This window comes from Devosia sp. YR412 (assembly GCF_900110945.1).
In the GTDB taxonomy this organism is placed as follows: domain Bacteria; phylum Pseudomonadota; class Alphaproteobacteria; order Rhizobiales; family Devosiaceae; genus Devosia.
Genome location: NZ_FOFL01000001.1, coordinates 811108 through 832147, shown reverse-complemented (window position 1 = coordinate 832147; position 21040 = coordinate 811108). Strand labels below are relative to the sequence as shown.

Genomic DNA, 21040 nt, shown 5'->3' with positions numbered 1-21040 from the left:
CTTGCTCCGCAGTCGGGGCCACGCTATCCCTCACCCATGACCATCTCGCTCAATGCCCTGCCGTCCATCGACACGCCGCGCTTTGATGCGTGGCTGGCCGAATTGTCCCCTGAGCAGCAGGCGACGCTGACCGCCTCGCGCGCAACGCTCGGCCCGCTGCTGGAATCCGCGCCCTATCTGCTTGACCTAGCGCGCACCAACGCCGAATGGCTGGTCGCCACCTTGGCCGATACGGCCGATGGCGCCTTCACCGACATTATCGATATCGTCGATACGCTGGGCGGTACCGCCACCAGCGAGGAGGCCTTGGCGCCGGTACTGCGCATCGCCAAAGGCCGCACGGCGCTGCTGGCGGCCGTGGCAGAAACCGGCGGCGCCTGGACCACGGCGCAGTCGACCGCCGCCCTTTCCGACCTCGCCGATGCAGCGCTCGACGCCGCGCTCAACCTTTTGATGCGCCAGGCCGCTGAAAAGGGCCAACTCGCCATTCCCGCCAGCGAGGCCACTGCGGCCAATTCGGGCCTTGCCATCTTTGCCCTTGGCAAGCATGGCGGGCAGGAGCTCAACTATTCCTCCGATATCGACATCGTGGCCTTCTACGATCTCGAAAAGCAGGTGCTGGCCGACCCGTCGGAAGCCACGAAAATCTATTCACGCATGGTGCAGAAGCTAGTCACCCTGATGGAGGACCGCCAGCAATATGGCTATGTCTTCCGCACCGACCTGCGCCTACGCCCCGATCCCGGTTCCACGCCGGTCGCCATCTCCTTTGAGGCCGCGCTGGCCTATTACGAAAGCCGCGGCCAGAACTGGGAGCGCGCCGCCTGGATCAAGGCCCGCGCCTGCGCTGGCGACAAGCGCGTCGGCGAGGCCTTCCTGCGCGAACTGGCGCCTTATGTCTGGCGCAAGCATCTCGACTTCGCCACCATCGCCGATATCCAGGCGATGAAGCGCCAGATCAATATTTCGAAGAATGTCGGTGACATCCGCGTCGAGGGCCACAACGTCAAGCTCGGCCGCGGCGGCATTCGCGAGATCGAATTCTTTACCCAGACCCAGCAGTTGATCGCCGGCGGTCGCGACAAAACGCTTCGCGTCAAGCCAACTGCCCATGCTTTGGCCGCCCTGGCTGACGCCAACTGGATCACGCCACGCGCGGCAACCGAGTTGACCCAGACCTACTGGTTCCTGCGCGCCGTCGAAAACCGCCTGCAGATGCTGCGCGACGAGCAGACCCATGTCATGCCCGCCTCATCTGCCGAAGTGGCCGTCATCGGCCGCCTGATGGGCGAAGACGACCTGCGACAGTTCGAGCGCGACTATCGCGCTGCCCTCGAACGCGTCGTCGGCTATTATTCCGAGCTGTTCACCGAAGGCGAAAGCCTCGGCTCTGGCGAGGGCAATCTGGTGTTTACCGGCAGCGACGACGATCCGGGCACGGTTGAAACGCTTTCGACCATGGGCTTTGCCGATCCGTCCAAGACCATCGAGACGGTGCGCAAGTGGCACTATGGCAGCTATCCGGCCACCCGCGCCGCCGCCGCCCGTGCCCATCTCACCGAATTGCTGCCGGCGCTATTGACCACGCTGAGCACAGCCGGCAATGCCGACGAAGCGCTGCAAAAATTCGACGATTTCCTGTCGCGCCTGCCCACCGGCGTGCAGCTTTTCGCTTTGCTGCGCAGCCACGCCAACCTGCGCACTCTCCTGGTACAACTGATGGCCTCGGCACCGCGCATGTCGGAAGCGGTGATCCACCGTGCCCATGTCATGGACGGGCTGATCGACCCCGCCTTTGCCAATGACGTCACCCATCGCGACGTGCTGATCGCCAAGGTCGACGCCTTCCTCGCCGAAGCGCGCTCCTATGAGGAAATCATCGACCGCGCCCGCATCATCGGCCAGGAGCAGAAATTCCTCATCGCCGCCGGTCTGCTCTCCGGCACGGTCAGCGCCACCGGGGCAGGGGAGCAGTTCACCGCCCTGGCCGAGACGCTGGTCAACCGCCTGTTCGACAGCGTTCGCGCCGAATTCGTCCGCCGCCATGGCAGACTGGGCGGCGGCAAGGTGGCATTGCTGGCCTTCGGCAAGATGGCCAGCCGCGAGATGACGGTCACCTCCGACTTGGATTTCATCCTGCTCTATGACGCCCCGGACACCGAGTCCGACGGCGACAAGCCGCTGACCACCAATCACTATTATACCCGCCTGACCCAGCGCCTCGTTGCCGCCGTCACTTCGCCGACCGGCGAAGGCGTGCTTTACGAGGCCGACATGCGGCTGCGCCCCTCGGGCAATGCCGGGCCGCTGGCCACCAGCATCACCGGCTTCCGCGCCTATCACCGCGACAATGCCTGGACCTGGGAACATCTGGCGCTGAGCCGCGCCCGCGTCATCGCCGCCGATGGTGCCTTCGGCCATGAAGTGGATGCCGCCATTGCCGAGGTGATGCAGCGCCATCGCGAGGCCGGCAAGATCGTCGACGACGTCGTCTCGATGCGCGGCCTGATGGCCAGGGAACGCCCGGCGCGGCATCCGTTTGATTTGAAGCTCGCCGAAGGTGGCCTGGTCGATCTCGAATTCATCGCCCAGTCGGCTCAATTGCTGGCCGGCAAGACCGTCGGCCTGCCACAGGCTTTGACCGCCCGCGTGCTGTCCCGCCTGGCCGAGACAAAGCTCGTGCCGGAAGGAGCCCGCCTCGCCGAGATCCACGAAATCTATTCCACGGTGCTGCAAGTGATGAGCTCGGCCTTGGTCAGCCCGTTCAAGGACGAAGCCTGGACCGATGCTTTCAAGGAATTGCTGGCCGGCTTGACGCATTACCCGAGCTTCGAGCTGCTGGAGCTGGACCTCAGGACCATGCGGGCCGAGGTGAGTGCGGCATCGGCAAAATGGTACGAGACGGCGCGGGGGCTGTAACCAGTATAGCTGGTGCTTAGCCATCACCCCACCCGACCCCTTCGGGGCCACCCTCCCCATTCAAGGGAGGGAATTGAGAGATTAGCGATCTCGGTCTTTCTTATCCCTCCCCCTTGTGGGGAGGGTGGCCCCGAAGGGGGCGGGTGGGGGTAGGTTTAGGCACAATGCCAGAAAGCCTACTCGCTTCTTCTCGGCGGCACGGGAGTGCCGCGTTGTTCCAGCGCCCGCTTCACGCTGTCCGGAATCTCGCGGCAGCCGCAGTGTTCGGCATGTTCGATATGCCATTCCACCCGCTGTTCGAGATTGGCATTTTTGGGCATCCGGTGTGCCTCATGCCAGTCCCGGTTGATCATTCTGCGGCCTGCATGCCCAACACGCCAGCCAGCGGCAGCGAGATCGCCACCGTGGTGCCGATCATCGGCGTTGAATCGATGGCCAGGTGCCCGCCGCTGAGTTCGGCAATGGCGCGCGAGATGGAAATGCCCAGCCCCGGGCCAATGCCCTCGCGGGTAAAGGTGGCGTCGCCCAGGGCAAACGGCTGCGACAGGCTGGCGAGGCGTTCCTCGGTCATGCCGAGGCCGGTATCGGTGACCTCGATCACCACGCCATCGCGCGCCGCAAAAGCCGCCAGCTTGACCTGTCCACCAGACGGGGTGAAGCGCAGGGCGTTTTCGACGATATTGGAAACCATGCGGCCGAGGCCGAGCTGGTCGCCCTGCACGATCGCGTCGGAATGCTCGCCCAGCACGAACAGCACGCCGGCGCGATTGGCCTGGCCCTTGAAGCGCTGCACCACGCCATCGAGCAGCGCGTCCAGATCGACGGGATCGCTGCGCAGTGGCTTCTGGCCGCCTTCCAGTTCGGCGAGATCGAGAATGGTGGCAAAGCTGGCCAGCAGATGTTCGCCCGATTGCTTGATCGACTGTACATAATCGGCATAGCGCGCATCGCCCAGCGGTCCATAGGTCTGGTGCCGCATCAGCTCGGCAAAGCCGATGATGTGGTTGAGTGGGGTGCGGATGTCATGGCTGAGATGGGCGAGGAAATTGGTCTTGGAGCGGCTGGCAGCCTCGGCCTTGAGCTTTTCCTCGTGATAGCGGCGGGCCAGCAGGCGCTGCTCCTGGCGGATTGTATGCAGCATGGTGTCGGTGCGCTTGGCCTCGGTCACGTCGCTGATCAACGTCATGAAGGCACCATCGCCCAAAGGCCGCTCATCGATCAACAGGCACGAGCCGTCCTCGCGATGCAGTTCCAACACCCGGCTGCCGTCATCATCGTTGAGCAGCTTGATATAGCCGCCCATGCTGAGTTTTTTGACCGCATCCTGATAGGTCATATTGCCTTTGCCGAGATGCAGCCGGTCGCGATATTGCTCGTTGCAGACGATCAGCTTGCCGCTGCGCGTCCAGCAGGCCACGCCGAGCGGAATGGCGGCGGCCAGCGTGCTGTAATTATGCCTTTGCACGAGGTCCGGCATGTCGTCGCGGCGCTTGCGCGCTGCCATCAGCGTAACGAGGCCGGCCAGCACGATGGCGATGCCACCGCGCAAAAGGATGCCCGACCAGACATTGGCTTGGTGGCTTTCTAGCGCCAGCACGCCATGCGGCTGAGCCGGCAGGGTCAGCCCGGTCAGCATTGGCCCCTGCGGCGCGACTTCTGCCGGAATGATGCTGGCCCGGCCGACGGTGATAAACTGGCGATTGCTGGTGTCCAGCACGGCATCGGCCTGCTCCGGCGACAGCGCAGCGATATCGCGCGCCAGGCTCGAGCCGATGATGGCCAGCTCGCGCCGGGCATCGTCGAAGCTGCGGGCGGCGTCATGCAGGATGAAGAGGGTGGCGGCGATGACGGCCGTCAGCGCGACGGCCTGGGTGAGCGGGGTAATAGTGAACTGGAAGTGCCGGTTGCGGGCCGTGGCCCGGACCTTGGAATGCCTATCTGCCTTGACCTGGCCAGCACCGAATCCGGTAACGCTGGCGCCGGATATCTCCGCCGACCGCATAAAAGTCTCCAGTGTTGAAAAAGGGGTGATTTGCCCGTCGATTTGCCCTTAACAAACAATGAATCATGGCGACTCTACTGTCCATCCCCCTAACGGGAGGGCAGGGCGCGTCAGCCGGAATTGCCGAGTCAAAAGAGTCACTTAGCGGCGAAGAAAAAATTCTTCCACAGACCCGCTGATTTCCGGGTGCCCTTGCGCCGGCACTGCAGAATTCTGTGGGCCGGCGCGAGGTTGCGTATGGTCTTTGAAGGCCCTAGCTGGCCAGCATTCGGGTCAGGATATCACTCACATTGCGGCTGAGGCTCTGGCCCTGCAATCCGCTCAACGCCGCCTTGGCCGCCTCGCGCCGTGGGGCATCGAGCATCGGCCAGATGCGGAAGCCGGTCAAAACGCGCGACGCCACTTGCGGATTGATCTTGTCCACCTCGGCCACGAACTCCGTCACGAAGCGGAAGCCGGCGCCATCGGCCCGTGCGAACTGGGTGATGTTGTTCATGGCAAAAGTCGCCACCAGCGAGCGCAGCCGGTTCGGATTGGTCTTGGGGAAACTGGGATCGGCGAGGATCGCCTTCATCTCATCGATCACCCCGTCGCGCGGCGCCGCAGCAGTGACCGCCAGCCACTTGTCGAGCACCAGCGGATCGCCGCCAAAGCGGGCACGGAAATCGGCCAGCATGCCGAGCGATTCCGGCGTATTGGCATAGGTGGAACTGGCCAGCGCCGCCATCCGGTCGGTCATATTGCCGGCACCGGCATATTGCTGCGCTGCCAGAACCTGCGCCCCGGCAGCCTCGCCTGCCAGCAGAAGACCCAGCGTCCGGTTGCGCAGGGCACGGCGGCCCGTGCTGGCCGCATCCGGCGAATAGGGGGCCGTACTGGCCAGCGCGTTGTAGGTCGCCAGCAATTGCGTCGCCAGCGGCTCGAACACCGCCCGCAACAGCGCGTTGCGGACCAGGTGAATAGCATCCGGATCGATATCCCGCCCGATCTCGCGGCCGATCGACTGTTCATCGGGAATGTTCAGGGCGAGCGCCTTGAAGGCATCGTCCAGCGTCTCGCTGCCGAGCGTATCGCCCATCGCCTGGCTCAGCGCCGTCACCGACGCATCGCTCCACGGCGTGCCCTTGACCGCCGCAACAGCCAGCGCCATGCCGACATCCTGCAGTGCCTGCCAGCGGTTGAACGGATCGCTGTCGTGACGGGCGAGGAACAGCTGATCCTCCTGGCTTGACTGGCTGTCCAGCACCACCGGCGCCGAGAAACCGCGCAGCAGCGAGGCCACCGGCCGATTGGCAATGCCTGTGAAGGTCACCTCGGCCGTCGCGCCATCCAGCACGATCAGCTCGCCGCGCACTTCGGCGCCGGACACACCGCTCCAGCCCATCGGGCTTCCATTGGGGCCCAGCAAGCCGAACTTGATCGGCAGAACCAATGCCTGCTTGGTCGCCTGGCCCGGCGTCGGCAGCGTCTCCTGCTTCAGCTTGAGCGTATAGGTCTGCTTCTCCGCATCGTAGCTTTCGTCAACGCTGAGCTTGGGCGTGCCGGCCTGCAGATACCAGGTCTTGAACTGGTCGAGATTGACGCCATTGGCATCGGCAAAGGCAGCGAGGAACGCCTCGATCGTCGTGGCCGAGCCGTCATGCCGTTCGAAATAGAGGTCCATCCCCTTGCGGAAACCGGCTTCGCCGAGCAGCGTTGCCAGCATGCGGACGATCTCGGCGCCCTTTTCGTAGACCGTGGTCGTGTAGAAGTTATTGATCTCGCGATACTGGTCCGGCCGCGGCGGATGGGCCAGCGGGCCGCCATCCTCGGGGAATTGCGCGCGGCGCAGCGTCACCACGTCGGAAATGCGCTTCACCGCACGCGAACGCTCGTCCGACGTGAACTCCTGGTCGCGATAGACCGTCAGCCCTTCCTTGAGGCAAAGCTGGAACCAGTCGCGGCAGGTGACACGATTGCCGGTCCAATTGTGGAAATATTCATGCGCAATGACGCGCTCGATGCCGTCATAGTCGCCATCGGTGGCCGTGTCCGGCTTGGCGAAGACCAGCCGGTCATTGAAGATATTGAGCCCCTTGTTCTCCATCGCGCCGAAGTTGAAATCACTCACGGCGACGATGTTGAACACGTCGAGATCATATTCCAGCCCGAAGCGGCGCTCGTCCCAGGCCATCGAGCGCTTGAGGCTGTCCATGGCCCAGAGGCACTGCGCTTCCTTGCCATGGCTGCAATAGATGGCAAGGTCCACCTTGCGGCCCGAGCCGGTGGTAAAGCTGTCGGTGATCGAACCCAGATCGCCCGCCACCAGCGCGAAGAGATAGGCCGGCTTGGGGAAGGGGTCTTCCCACACCGCATAATGCAGCCCGTCGCCGGCATCGCCCGTATCGACCAGATTGCCATTGGCCAACAGCACCGGTGCCACGTCCAACGGCGCGGTCATCCGCACCTTGAACACCGCCAGATTATCCGGTCGGTCGAGATAATAGGTGATGCGGCGGAAACCCTCGGGCTCGCATTGCGTGCACCAGGTGCCGCTCGAGCGGTACAGCCCCATCAGCTTGGTATTGTTCTCGGGCTGGAGCGTCACTTCGGTTTCCAGCACGAATTTCCGCAGCGGCGGCTCGAACAGCGTCAGTCCGTCATCATTGGCGGCATAGTCCGACAGCATCAATGGCGCCCCGTCGATGGCGATCGACCCCAGCACCAGCCCGTCGCCATCCAGCACCAGCGGCGTACCGGGGGCCGTGCCCTCGATCGGCTCCACCGTCAGCAGCGCCCGCACCCGCGTGTTCTCGACTAGGATCTTGAAGTCGAGATCGACCGAAACAATCCGGTAGGGGCTGGGTGCATAGTCCTTGAGATAGATGGTATGCTCGGTTTCGGTGCGCATGAACGGGTCCGTCAAATCGTCGGTCTGAAAATTACTGTGGCTGCGCCGCAACAGCAGACTCGGCGCTTTCGTGTATCCTAACGAGCCTGCACCCGTTTCGGTCCACTTTTCTACGCCAATTCACGCCGGCGTGGCGAAGCGGGCCGACCAAGGCTTTATCGAGCGTTCCTCTGCGCCAATCTGGGCGTATCGAACGCCACTCCAAATTTCCGGTCGGCACCGCCACGACCCTGTCGCAACTGCCCCTTGGAGGATCGGGCAGCGGCGATGTTTCGGCGATGCGATCGGCACACTCTCGGTGACTTTTATGCTGCGTTGGTTTGAACAGCGTCTCAATCCCTATCCGGCCGGCGATCCGGTCGAGCCCCCCAAGGGCCTCTTGGCCTTCTGCCTTTATTACAGCCATGGCGCCAAGAAATGGCTCGGGCTGATGGCCTTTGCCGCGGCAGCTGTTGCCATTGGCGAAATCGTCGTCTTCGGCTTCATCGGCGATGTGGTGAACTGGCTGGCTGCGGCAGATCCAAAGACCTTTCTCGCCACCGACGGCTGGAAGCTGGCGCTGATGGGCGCCATGGTGGTCTTCATCCTGCCCGGCTTTGCCCTGCTCTCGACGCTCACCATGCACCAGACGCTGCTGAGCAATTTCCCCCAGCGCATCCGCTGGATGAGCCATCGCTACCTGATCCGGCAGTCGATGAGCTATTTCCAGGACGAATTCGCCGGCCGCATCGGCGCCAAGCTGATGCAGACCTCGCTCGCCGTGCGCGAAGTGGTGATGAAGCTGCTCGACATGCTGGTCTATGTCGTCGTCTATTTCACCGGGGCGGTGGTTTTGGCGGCTTCGGCAGACTGGCGCCTGGCCATTCCCTTCCTCGCCTGGCTCGTCGCCTATGTCTCGCTGATGGTCTATTTCATCCCGCGCATGGGCAAGATTTCCGAGGCCCAGGCCGATGCCCGCTCGCTGATGACCGGCCGCATCGTCGACAGCTATACCAATATCGCCACGGTCAAACTCTTCTCGCATTCCAATCGCGAGGAGACCTATGCCAAGGAGGCGATGGACCAGTTCCTCGACACCGCCTACCGGCAGATGCGGCTGTTCACCGTGCTCAACATGCTGGTGCTGTGGTCCAACGCGCTGCTGCTGTTTGCCACTGGCGCCACCGGCATCTGGCTCTGGCTCAACGGTCTGATGAGCCCCGGCGCGCTGGCCGTCTCGCTCGGCCTTGTCATGCGCTTCCAGGGCATGAGCCAGTGGGTGATGTGGGAAATGTCCTCGCTGTTCGAAAATATCGGCACGGTGCGCGACGGCATTTCCTCGCTCTCGGTCTCCCGCGTGGTATCCGACCACAAGGAGGCCAAGCCGATCGGCACGGTCAAGGGTGACATCAAGTTCGAGAATGTCAGCTTCCACTACGGCAAGAAGTCCGGCGTCATCGACAACCTGAACCTCCACATCAAGCCGGGCGAAAAGATCGGTCTTGTCGGCCGCTCCGGCGCCGGCAAGTCGACGCTAGTCAACCTGATGCTGCGCTTCTACGACCGCGCCGACGGCCATGTCCTCATCGACGGGCATGACATTGCCAAGGTCACGCAGGATAGCCTACGCGCCAATATTGGTGTCGTGACGCAGGATACCTCCCTGCTGCACCGCTCGGTGCGCGACAACATCATCTATGGCCGCCCCGATGCGACCGAAGAGATGATGCGCGAAGCCGCCGATCTCGCCGAAGCCACCGACTTCATCCTCGGCCTCAGCGACCTGCAGGGCCGCAAGGGTTTTGACGCCCATGTCGGCGAGCGTGGGGTGAAGCTCTCCGGCGGCCAGCGCCAGCGCATTGCCATTGCCCGCGTGTTGCTCAAGAACGCGCCAATCCTGGTGCTTGACGAAGCGACCTCGGCACTGGATTCCGAGGTCGAAGCCGCCATCCAGGGGCAACTGCAATTGCTGATGAAGGGCAAGACGGTCATCGCCATTGCGCACCGGCTTTCCACCATCGCCATGATGGATCGGCTGGTGGTGCTCGATCAGGGCAGGGTGGTCGAACAGGGCACCCATGCCGAACTGCTCGACACCGATGGCATCTACGCCAGCCTGTGGAACCGGCAGTCCGGCGGCTTCATCGACGCCGATGCGCCCGAAGAGGCCGCACAGTAGCTTTCTTTCTACCCGGACGCCGCCGGCGTCCGGCCAACAACCAAAGGAGACCCCAGATGGGTGACAATATCGAAACGGCCATTCTCGCGAGCACCAGCCGACCCGCGCTTGCCTTTGCCCTCCGCAAACCCATGGACCGATTCCGAACCTGACCTGAGCGTTTCAACGCATCGCCCGGAAAAGTGGCTTCCGGTTTTCCGACAAGGCGATGCGCAGAAGTGTCTCGGTCAGGCGCGGCTCAAGATAACGAGCTCAACAATGTTCAACCGCGTCATCACCTATTTCGACCATCTCTATTCGCCCACCGCACTGGCCAAGAACCGCCAGCCGCCGATGGGCCTCCGGCCTTTCGTCAACTATTTCATCACCCAGTTCCGCGCGGCCTTCATCGTCCGCATCGTGCTGGTCGCCATCGGCTCCGTCGCCGATGCGCTGATGCCGGTCTTTGTCGGCCTCGTCGTCGGCATGCTGGCCACCACCAATCCCGGCGATATCTTCACGGTCCACGGCCAGACCTTCCTCTGGATGATCGTCGTCGTCGTGCTGGTTCGTCCTCTCACCTTTCTGATGGATACGCTGATCCGCAACCACGGCATCGTCCCCAATCTGGTCGACTTGGTCCGCTGGCAGAGCCACTATCACGTCATCCGCCAGAGCTGGACCTTCTTCCAGAACGACTTTGCCGGCCGTGTTGCCAACAAGATCATCCAGGCCGGCGAAGCCATCGAAATCGGCGTCAACCTGACCATCGACGCCGCCTGGTATGCCTTGGTCTTTGTGGTGGTCGCCATTATCGTTCTGGCCCAGCTCGATCCGCTGCTGCTGGTGCCGATCGGTGTCTGGCTGCTGCTCTATGCGGTGTTGTTCTCTATCACCATGCCGCTGATCGCCCGCTATTCCGAGGAGCTCTCGGAGAGCAAATCGGTGATGACCGGCCGCATTGTCGACAGCTACACCAATATCCAGACGCTCAAGACCTTCTCGACCGGCGAGCACGAGGACCTGTATGTCTCGGACTCGATCAATGACCACGCCGTCAGCTTCCGCAAGCTGATGCGGGTGTTCACCTACATGTGGTCGACCCTGTTCCTGCTCAATGCGGGGCTGGTGGTCTCGGTCACCTGGCTGGCACTGATGGGCTGGAACAATGGCACGCTGACCGCCGCCGCGGTGGCCACAGCCATTCCCTTCGCCTTGCAGATCATGAACATGAGCGGCTGGATCCTTGAAATCGGCTCCAACATCTTCCGGCAGATCGGCAATATTCGCGATTCCATGGATACCATTGCCCAGCCACTGACCATGCTGGACAAGCCGGAAGCCAAGCACCTGACCGTCAGCAAGGGCGAGCTGAAGTATGACAATGTCAGCTTCAACTACTGGCGCGGCAAAGAGGGGAGCGTGATCGACGAGTTCAGCCTCACCGTGGCGCCGGGCGAAAAGATCGGCCTCGTCGGCCGTTCCGGCTCGGGCAAGTCGACGCTGGTGAACCTGGCCCTGCGCATGTTCGACGTGCAGGACGGCGGCATCCGCATCGACGAGCAGGACGTTCGCGACGTGACGCAGGAAAGCGTGCGCGCCGCCATCGGCCTCGTCAGCCAGGACACGTCCCTGCTGCATCGCTCGGTCCGCGAAAACCTCAAATATGGCCGCCAGTCGGCTACCGACGAGGAAATGATGCGGGCCGCAGAGCAGGCCAAGGTGCATGACGTGATCATGTCGCTGGTCGATCCCAAGGGTAATCGGGGCTATGACGCCCATGTCGGCGAGCGGGGCGTCAAGCTTTCCGGCGGCCAGCGCCAGCGCGTCGCCATCGCCCGTGTCCTGCTCAAGAATGCCCCGATCCTGGTGCTCGACGAAGCCACCTCGGCCCTCGATAGCGAGGTCGAGGCGGCGATCCAGGAACAGCTGACCACGCTGATGCAGGGCAAGACGGTGATCGCCATCGCCCACCGTCTCTCCACCATCGCCGCCATGGATCGCTTGGTCGTGCTGGAACAGGGCAAGATCGTCGAAGAAGGCACCCACGCCCAGCTGCTGGCTTCAGGCGGCCACTACGCCCATCTCTGGGAACGTCAGTCGGGTGGCTTCCTCGATTTGGATGCAGCTGCGGAATGAACTGAACCTCTCCCGGTTGCGGGGGAGGACCTATCCAAAGCGTTTTCCCACACTCGATGTCATCCCGGCCTTGAGCCGGGATCCATCTCGAGATGATTCCGCAGCCGCAAGGTCGAACGATCTGGCGGCGTAAGACGAGATCTCAGGATGGGCCCCGGCTCAAGGCCGGGGTGACACCGTGGGTGTGGGCAGTGCAATTGCCAAAAAAATTAGCTCGCGGCGCCGAACATCCGGCTGCGATGGAATTGCCAGGTCTTGTTCTGGCCAGCCAACCGCTCCAGCATGTCGGCCTCACTCATCGGCCGCCCGAACAGATAGCCCTGCATCACCGTGCCGCCGAGGCCCAGCAGCACGTCGAGCTGTTCCTCGGTCTCGATGCCCTCGAAGACGCAGGAAATCCCGAGGTTCCGGCACAACTCCACCATGGTCTTGATGATGGCACGGCTGGTCGCGTCACTGGTCACGTCCTTGACGAAGCTGCGGTCAATCTTGATCCGGTCGAGCGGCAGTTTCTGCACATAGGTCAGGCTCGAATGACCAGTGCCGAAATCGTCCAATGCAATTCGCGAGCCCAGCGCCAGCAGCGCCACCAAGCCATCGCTGGCCTGCTTCATGTCGCGCATCATCGCCGTCTCGGTAATCTCGAAATCCACCCGGCAGGGCGTGCCATAGCTTTCCACCAGATCGACGATCGCTTCGACCGCGGTGGTGGATGCCAGGTCATTGGCCGAGAGATTGACCGATAGCCGCAGCGATCGCGGCAGCTTGGCCGACACTAGCAGCGCCTTGCGCAGCACGGTCTGGGTGATCTTGCTGATCATGCCGATCCGCTCGGCCATCGGGATGAATTCGACCGGAGAAACCACGCCCAGAACCGGGCTGGTCCAGCGTGCCAGCACTTCATAGCCCGTGGTACGACCCAGCGAGACATCGAACTGCGGCTGGAACAGGATATGCATCTCGGCATCGAGATCGGCCGTATGCAACGCATGTTCCAGCTTGCGCACGCGGCTCAATTCATCGGCATGGCGTTCGGTGAACACCACGGCCTTGCCACGCGCCTCGCGCTTGGCCACCCAGGTCGCATAATCGGCCCGGTCATAAAGCGTGTCGGCTGTGTCGCCCGGCCGCGATGCGGCAAAGCCCGCCGAGGCCGACAGATGCACGATACCGAGGTCGGTCTCGAAACTGGGCCGCATCGCCGCCGTCAGCAGGTCGCCGCAGCCCTGCATTGCCACTTCGCTGGTCTTTTCCAGCATGATCAGCGCAAAATTGTCATTGCCGAGCCGCGCCACCATCGTCGACGGACGGCGCAAGCTATTAATGCGCTGGGCCACCTCAGCCAGCACACGATCGCCGGTGATCTGTCCGAAAATGTCATTGACCGATTTGAAGCTGTCGAGGTCCAGCCGCGCCACGGCAATCTGCCGTCCCTCGGCCTTCGCCGTCTCCAGCGCCTCTGCCAGATGGCGATCGAACCAGCGCCGGTTTGGCAATCCGGTCAGGCTATCCATATTGGCCAGCCGGTTATTCTCGTCCGACAACCGCTGGGTTTCCTGCTGCTTGCGCTCCATTTCGGCGCGTGAGGCGACCAGCTCGGCAAAATCGCGATAATTGCCGAGCAGGATCCACATCAGGGCTGTAATAACCACGGCAAAATTGAACGCCAGCGCCACGAACACCGGATTGCCACTCATCACGAACACTAGCGTAAACGGCGTCACCACGCAGAGCGCCACGATCATCGCCGCGCCGCGCAAATGCATCAGGCAGAACACACAGCAGATACCAGTAATCGCCATGTAAAAGGCGACATGCGACCGCTGGAACGCATCGCCATAGTTATAGAGGCTGAGCGCCCAGAGCGGAAAGCCGATGCCCAGCAGGCCGGCGACCTGCACCGTGCTTCGCAGCATGCGCCGCGCCTGGTCATTGGAGATCGGCTTGTTGCGGTTATGCAGCCACATGACAATGCGGAAAATGCAGGTCAGTGCCAGCAGTCCGGGAATATAGAGCCGCAGCAGATCGGGCGCCGTATCATGCGTTGCCGCCAGCACCAGCGTGTTGACCAGCAGGATGCCGTACATCAACGGGACTTGCCGAGTGAAGGCGCGCGCCTGTGCCTGCACCAGATGCGGATCATCCGGAACAGCAAAAAATCGCGCGATGGTCTTCAGACCTGACATTGCCTTCTGGCGTCCTCGATTATCGCTCAACTAACCGCATAAACCCTAATAGACCGGTAAAGAGCGCCATTTGATGGTAGCCACCATCGATTGTACCAAATAGTACAAAATACATACAAATATTGTCTCGGATTTACTTGTTGAAGCGGCGCCGGTGCCTCCCAGAATTTTGGCCGTCCCGCAGATGCAATCGATTGCACGTTGTTGCGAACACTGTAAAATTCATGACGACCGCGGTCCAAACCGCGCCGTGAGGAGACCGCTATCGCTATGCCTGCCACCTATTCTGCTCTCGACCTCTCGGGCCAGTTCACCCTGACTTCACCCACTCGCGACATCACCGCGCCAATCGCCCTGCCGGGCGACGTCCACACGGCCCTGCTGGCCGGCAACCACATTCCCGATCCCTATTTCGGCGAAAACGAAAAGCAGGTGATGTGGGTCAACGAGACCGCCTGGTCGGTCGAGCGCAGCTTCACAGCCAGCGCCGCCGACCTCGATGGCTACCTGACGCTGACCCTTTCCGAGGTCGATTGCATCGCCACCATTCGGCTCAATGGCGAAGTCGTGGCCCAGACCCAGAACAGCTTCCTGCGCCATGATATCGACGTCACCGGCAAGGTCCGCGAAGGCGACAATACGCTGCGCGTCGACTTCGCCATCGCGCCGGATGTCGCCAAGGCCCGCGCCGACGCCCATCCTTTCCCGATCCCCTTCACCAAGAATTACCAGACCAATGGCTTGAAGGGCATCCACATGAACTTCATCCGCAAGGCGGCCTGCCATGCCGGATGGGACTGGGGCATCTGCCTGATGCCCGTGGGCATTTATGGCACCATGAGCCTGCGCAAGTCGCGGCTGGCCCGCCAGGACAGTGTCCAGGTCGATCAGGCCCATGGCGAGACTTCGGTCGAACTCTCGATAAAGACTCGCCTTTTCGCCTTTGCTCACGGCGAAGTGGAACTTGAACACGTGATCGACGGCCAGGTCATCACCGACAAGGTCTCGGTGCAAAAGGGCGAGAATGTCTTCACCCACAACATCACCATCCACAACCCAAAGTTGTGGTGGCCGGCAGGGCAGGGGGAGCAGCCGCTTTATGAACTGACCACAAATCTCGAGGGCGAAAAAACCACCCGCCAGATCGGCCTACGCAAGCTGGAGTGGATCGTCGAAAAGGACGAGATCGACCACAGCTTCAAGTGCCGCATCAACGGTCGCGACATTTCCATGCTGGGCGCCAACTGGATCCCGGCCGACGCCATCCCCTCGCGCATCACCCCCGCCGTTATCCGCGACCTGCTGGAGAGCGCGAAGGCCGCCAATATGAACATGCTGCGCATCTGGGGCGGCGGCCAATATGAGCCCGATTATTTCTACGAGCTCTGCGACGAACTGGGCATCCTGATCTGGCATGACTTCATGTTCGCCTGCATGAGCTACCCGTCTGATCGCCCATTCCTCGACAATGTCCGCCAAGAAATCACCCAGCAGGTCCGGCGCCTCAGCCACCACGCCTGCATTGCGCTCTGGTGTGGCGACAATGAAGTGATCGGCTCGCTGCACTGGTATCCCGAAACCAAGGCCGCGCCCGAGCGCTATGTCGCCAACTACGACCGGCTCAATTCCATGCTCGGCAATATCGTCGAGGACGAAGACCCGATCCGCCGCTTCTGGCCGTCCTCGCCCTCTCAGGGCTATCTCGATTTTTCCGACGGCTGGCAGTCCGATACTCGCGGCGACACCCATTATTGGGACGTCTGGCACTCGGCAAAACCCTTCGAAGCATATCGCACGGTCAATCCGCGCTTTGCCTCCGAATTCGGCTTCCAGAGCTTCACCTCGATGAATGTCATCGAAACCTTCGCCGACAAAAAGGACCGCAATCCATCCTCCCCGGTGATGGAAAACCACCAGCGCAATGCCGGCGGCAATGCCCGTATCCTTGAAACCATGACGCGCTACTTCCGCTTCCCGCGCGACTTCGACCAGATGGTGTTTCTGTCCCAGATCCAGCAGGGTCTCGCCATCAAGACCGCCATCGAATATTGGCGCTCTACTAAGCCGCGCTGCATGGGCACGCTGTTCTGGCAGATCAACGACATCTGGCCGGTCGCTAGCTGGTCTAGCCTCGACTACGGCGGGCAGTGGAAGCTGCTGCAATATATGGCCAAGCGCTTCTTCCTGCCCGTCAATGTCGTCGCCGTGCCGCAGCATGACGAAGTGCCGACCAATTCGCGCGGCACGCCGGTCGAAAATGCGCCGCCAACATCGATCAACTTCCGTGGCATCAACGATAGCGGCCGTCCTGCCAGCATTGCGCTCGAAATCCGTGCGGTAAAGATCGCCGGTGGTGACCGCGTGGTCTTCTCCGGCAACTGCGCGATCGGCCCCGATGGCGCCATCACCGTCGCCACCATCGCCTATGCAGACTTGGCAGAAGACGAATTCCTGTTCTTCTCCTGGCGCGACGCCAAGGGCAATCTGCTCGGCGAAAACGACTTCTTGCCGAAACCCTACAAGGCCTATGAACTTGTCGAGCCCAAGGTCCGCGCCGCCTGGTCTGACAGGGACGGGACATTCGTCTTGACCCTCACCGCCGACCAGCCGGCGCTCTTCGTCACCGCCTCGGTCGATATCCCCGGCTACTTCTCCGACAATGCCGTGACGCTGCTGCCGGGCCGCCAAACCGAACTGATCTTCACCCCACGGCATGGAGCAACACCATCGGCAGCGGAACTGGTTCAGTCGCTCAAGGTGAGGAATTTGAGCGAGACGTTTTGAACGACCAACGCAAGCAAGAATACCCCCTCCTAACCTCCCCCTGAAAAGGCCATGAGGGCTATGCCCGAATAGCCCAGATGCGCCACAAACTCGATCTGTTCCTCCCCCTATCAGGGGGAGGCTAGGTGGGGGTCTCCAACAAGGACTCTTCCAGCCACCTCCAATAAATCCCCACCCTTCGCATTGACTCCGCCCCCCGCATCCCCCAACCCTAAACGCATCCCGCCGCATTCTCCCGCGCGCCCTCTCGGAACTGCCATGTCGACCACCACCGCGCCCATCATGGAGCGCCGCCTTCTCGGCATCGGCCTCGCGCTCGCGGCCTACTTCCTGTTCGTCTGCCTCGACAGCTCCGCAAAATGGCTGGGTCTTGTCGGCATTCCGGCACTGCAAGTGATCTTCGTTCGCTATGCGGTGCATCTGGGAATTGCGGCAGGCATCAACCTGCCGCGCAAGGGCCTTGGCCTGCTGCAGACTAACAGTTTCAAGTTGGAAATGTTGCGCGCGGCCGGGCTGATTGGCGCCACGTTGTGCAATTTTACCGCTGTGCGCTACCTGCCCCTCACCGTTACCGGCGCCATCGGCTTCACCGTGCCGCTGATCATCACTGCCCTCTCGGTTGTCTTCCTCAAGGAACAGGTCGGCTGGCGCCGCTGGACGGCCATCGCCGTCGGCTTCATCGGTGTGCTGATCATCGTCCGTCCCGGCACCGAAGTGTTCAACCCAGCGACCCTGCTTTCGCTTGGCGGCGCCTGCTCCTATGCCGTTTACGCCATGATGACCCGCCGCCTGGCAGGCGTGGATTCCGCTGCCACGCAGCAGTTCTTTGGCGCCGCCGTGCCCACCGTCATTCTCGCGCCTTTCGCTCTGGCCAATTGGGTCTGGCCGACCACGCCGATCGACTGGACAGTGCTGTCGCTGATCGGTGTCATCGGCTTTTGCGGCCACCAGTTCATCACGGTCGCGCACCGTTTTGCGCCCGCTTCGACGCTGGCCCCCTTCGCCTATGTGCAGATCGTGTTCTTCGCCGCGGTGAGCTGGCTGATCTTCAACCAGCCCCCCGACATCTTCCTGTTCATCGGCGCGCCCATCGTCATGGCCAGCGGCCTCTATATCTGGCTGCGTGAGCGCAGACTGGCCAAGCCGGTCACGCCCATCACCGAGGAAACCTGATGGCTCGCCTCGTCGCTGCCGTGGAGCACAATGCCAATCGCGCCATCCTCATCCTGATCCTCGCGCAATCGGTGCTGATCTTCCTCGATGTCTCGGCCAAATGGCTGGCCATCACCGGCATGCCGACCGGCGAGATCATGTTCGCCCGCTATGGCGTGCATGTGTCGCTGCTGCTGGTCTTTGTCCTGCCCCTGCGCGGCTGGAGCCTGTTCGCCACCGGTAATTGGAAACTCGAAGTGGCGCGCGGCTTTTGCCTTCTGGCTTCGACCGGTGGCAATTTCCTCTCCATGCGCTATCTGCCGCTGACCATCACCGGCGCTTTGCTGTTCACCTCGCCGCTGATGATCTGCGCCCTGTCCGGCCCGCTGCTTGGCGAAACTGTCGGCTGGCGCCGCTGGCTGGCTATCGCGGTTGGCTTTGTCGGCATTCTGATCATCATTCGCCCCGGCACCGAGGCCTTCCATCCGGCGGCCCTGCTCAGCCTGATGGCGGCCTTTTTCGCGGCGCTGTTTTCCATCGTCACGCGGAAGCTGGCCGGCGTCGATGGCGCCATGACGCAACAGATCTATGCCGGCGGCATCGCCTTGATCGTGGTGACGCCCTTCGCCTTCACCGACTTCGCCTGGCCGAGCCAGCCGATTTCCTGGGTCGCCTTCTTCACTCTCGGCACTGCGGGCGTGCTCGGGCACCTGTTGATCTCGGTAGCGCATCGCTACGCCACGCCGGCAACGCTGGCCCCGTTCAACTATCTGCAATTGCTCTATCTGGCGCTCGCCAGCTGGCTGGTGTTCAACCAGCCGCCCGACAACTGGTTCGCCCTGGGCGCCAGCATCATCATCCTCAGCGGCCTCTACATCTGGCTCCGCGAAAGGGCTCTGCACAAGGCCACGACCTCGGTCGATGAAGCGGTGGAACGCTAAAAGCCGTAGAGGAGGTAGTCGATGGCCCGAGAAATTTGGTCGCCTTGTCTCAACAGAAGCCACCCGTCGGCCAAGTATAGTGCTACGAACGGCTGACATTTGCTGCGCCATCAGCACGTAGGTATAGCCGCCGACCTCAAATGTGGGATTGAGACCCTCAACTGTGCGGGCCGCAAGAGGTGCTTCCGTGAGTGGAATAACAAGCCGCGTTGCCAGAGGTGGCAGCAGGTCGGACTGGACGTCTACGACCAGCCACTGCCGCCGAACTGATAGACGTCAAAACGCCCCATTAAAATGTTCGACACTTCTCGATCGGTAGTCCGTGCTCTTCAACATGACGATTGTAGTCAGCGATCGCTTCGGCAAATTCTTCTTGATAGAGCCGGTTTAGTTCCTGCTGCTCTGCCTCGCTACGTTTCGCCCGTGCAGCGCGAAATTCCTCTAGCGGCAGATCCATGATCCGCAGCAGTTCTGCACGATCGATCACCGGCTTGTCTTGCTTCTGCAATGGTGTCGCTATCCGGGCCTCCTAGGCACACGCACCCTACGCCCAGAACAACCCGCCATCAACTGTCCGCGCTCTCCGTCACATCCTTGATCGGAGCCCTCTTCTCGGCATTGCCCTGGGTGATCAGTCGCGCGCTGCGGCGTCCGCTGAGGAAAATCCATAGCCAGCTCAGCGCCACCGCCAGCCGATTCTTGGTGTCGATCAAGAAATAGATATGGGCAATGCCCCAGACCCACCAGGCCACCCAGCCCTTGAGCTGCAGCCAGCCGAAATCGATCACCGCCGCCCGCTTGCCGATCGTCGCCAGATCCCCGGCATGCTTGTACTGGAAGGGTAGGGGCGTCGTGTCTCCCGCCAGCCGCGCCTTGATCACCGCCGCTGCATGCTTGCCGCCTTGCTTGGCCGCATCGCCTACGCCCGGCACTGGCTTGCCATCCGGCTTGGCAATCGTCGCCGTATCGCCGACGACAAAAATCTCTGGATGTCCAGCAACGCTGAGATCGGCCTCGACCTTCACGCGCCCGGCCCGGTCCGGCTCGACGCCGAGCCATTTCGCTGCCGGCGAGGCCTGCACGCCTGCCGCCCAGATGATGCATTCGGCATCCAGCCGCTTGCCGCCATAAACCAGCCCATCGGCATCGATCGCTTCCACCGGCTCGCCGAGTATTACTTCCACCCCCAGATCGCGCAGCGCCTTGAGGCTGTATTCCGACAGCTCCGGTCGGAAATTGCCCAGCACCTTATTGGCGGCCTCGATCAGCATCACCCGGGCGCTGGCCGGATCGGAGCGCCTGAATTCGCCCTTCAGCGTTTCCCGAGCCAGCTCGACGATGGCGCCGGCCAGTTCCACGCCGGTCGGGCCAGCGCCGATGATGACAAAGGTCAGCAGCGCGCGGCGCTTGTCTGCATCGGGTTCACGCTCGGCGGCTTCGAAGGCCAGCAGCAGCTTGCGGCGAATGGTGGTGGCGTCCTCGAGCGTCTTGAGGCCGGGCGCAAACTGCTCCCAGTCGTCATGGCCGAAATAGGCATGCCGCGCGCCAGTGGCGAGGATCAGGCTATCATAGGGGACTGGCGCGCCATCGGCCAGTTGCACGGTCTTGCCGGCGACATCGACACCGGTCACGGTCGCCAGCAGCGTCGTGACATCATCGCGCTTGCGCAAAATATGCCGGATCGGCCAGGCGATTTCCGACGTGCTGAGCGAGGCCGTCGCCACCTGGTAGAGCAGCGGCTGGAACAGGTGGTGATTGCGCCGGTCGATCAGCGTCACCTCGACATCGGCGCCCGCCAAAGCCTGTGCTGCCGACAATCCGCCAAAGCCGCTGCCCACGATGACGACGCGATGCTTTTGCCCAGCCATTTCGGTCTCCTATGCACTGCCC

12 protein-coding genes are annotated in these 21040 nt (G+C 62.2%); 6 read left to right on the top strand and 6 right to left on the bottom strand.

What is annotated here, in order from left to right; all coding sequences use genetic code 11:
- Window positions 1-36: 36 nt before the first annotated feature.
- On the top strand, window positions 37-2919 hold the full coding sequence (locus BM045_RS03960; RefSeq protein WP_170848359.1) for a bifunctional [glutamine synthetase] adenylyltransferase/[glutamine synthetase]-adenylyl-L-tyrosine phosphorylase: 2883 nt from the start codon (window positions 37-39) through the stop codon (window positions 2917-2919).
- A gap of 176 nt (window positions 2920-3095) precedes the next feature.
- Here the strand turns inward: BM045_RS03960 and BM045_RS18830 are convergent, their stop codons facing one another.
- The 3 genes from BM045_RS18830 to pepN form a co-directional block, all read right to left on the bottom strand.
- Window positions 3096-3272: a hypothetical protein gene (locus BM045_RS18830; RefSeq protein WP_170848358.1), complete on the bottom strand. Its 177-nt coding sequence runs from the start codon at window positions 3270-3272 to the stop codon at window positions 3096-3098.
- Window positions 3269-4921, bottom strand: a complete 1653-nt coding sequence (locus BM045_RS03955; RefSeq protein WP_092179837.1) for a sensor histidine kinase — start codon at window positions 4919-4921, stop codon at window positions 3269-3271. The genes BM045_RS18830 and BM045_RS03955 overlap by 4 nt, the downstream gene beginning before the upstream one ends.
- Window positions 4922-5174: 253 nt before the next feature.
- Complete coding sequence (gene pepN / locus BM045_RS03950; RefSeq protein ID WP_092179835.1) at window positions 5175-7811, bottom strand: aminopeptidase N; 2637 nt, start codon at window positions 7809-7811, stop codon at window positions 5175-5177.
- A 307-nt stretch (window positions 7812-8118) separates the two neighbouring features.
- Between pepN and BM045_RS03945 the strand changes: the two genes are divergently transcribed.
- Both BM045_RS03945 and BM045_RS03940 read left to right on the top strand, forming a co-directional pair.
- Window positions 8119-9969 (top strand): ABC transporter ATP-binding protein, encoded by a 1851-nt coding sequence (locus BM045_RS03945; RefSeq protein ID WP_092179833.1) that lies wholly within the window; start codon window positions 8119-8121, stop codon window positions 9967-9969.
- Between the two features lie 258 nt (window positions 9970-10227).
- A complete protein-coding gene (locus BM045_RS03940) occupies window positions 10228-12087 on the top strand; it encodes an ABC transporter ATP-binding protein (RefSeq protein WP_092179831.1) in 1860 nt (619 codons plus the stop codon).
- A gap of 209 nt (window positions 12088-12296) precedes the next feature.
- On the opposite strand, the gene BM045_RS03935 is transcribed toward BM045_RS03940, so the two are convergent.
- Window positions 12297-14273 (bottom strand): putative bifunctional diguanylate cyclase/phosphodiesterase, encoded by a 1977-nt coding sequence (locus tag BM045_RS03935; RefSeq protein ID WP_092179829.1) that lies wholly within the window; start codon window positions 14271-14273, stop codon window positions 12297-12299.
- A 270-nt stretch (window positions 14274-14543) separates the two neighbouring features.
- Between BM045_RS03935 and BM045_RS03930 the strand changes: the two genes are divergently transcribed.
- The 3 genes from BM045_RS03930 (at window position 14544) to BM045_RS03920 (ending at window position 19150) form a co-directional block, all read left to right on the top strand.
- Window positions 14544-17057, top strand: a complete 2514-nt coding sequence (locus BM045_RS03930; RefSeq protein ID WP_092179827.1) for a beta-mannosidase — start codon at window positions 14544-14546, stop codon at window positions 17055-17057.
- 258 nt (window positions 17058-17315) lie between these two features.
- Window positions 17316-18230, top strand: coding sequence for a DMT family transporter (locus BM045_RS03925; RefSeq protein ID WP_092179825.1), 915 nt, complete (start codon window positions 17316-17318; stop codon window positions 18228-18230).
- A complete protein-coding gene (locus BM045_RS03920) occupies window positions 18230-19150 on the top strand; it encodes a DMT family transporter (protein WP_092179823.1) in 921 nt (306 codons plus the stop codon). The genes BM045_RS03925 and BM045_RS03920 overlap by 1 nt, the downstream gene beginning before the upstream one ends.
- Window positions 19151-19439: 289 nt before the next feature.
- Here the strand turns inward: BM045_RS03920 and BM045_RS03910 are convergent, their stop codons facing one another.
- Window positions 19440-19658: a type II toxin-antitoxin system CcdA family antitoxin gene (locus BM045_RS03910; protein WP_092179821.1), complete on the bottom strand. Its 219-nt coding sequence runs from the start codon at window positions 19656-19658 to the stop codon at window positions 19440-19442.
- A gap of 58 nt (window positions 19659-19716) precedes the next feature.
- Window positions 19717-21018: an NAD(P)/FAD-dependent oxidoreductase gene (locus BM045_RS03905; RefSeq protein ID WP_092179819.1), complete on the bottom strand. Its 1302-nt coding sequence runs from the start codon at window positions 21016-21018 to the stop codon at window positions 19717-19719.
- Between the last annotated feature and the right edge of the window lie 22 nt (window positions 21019-21040).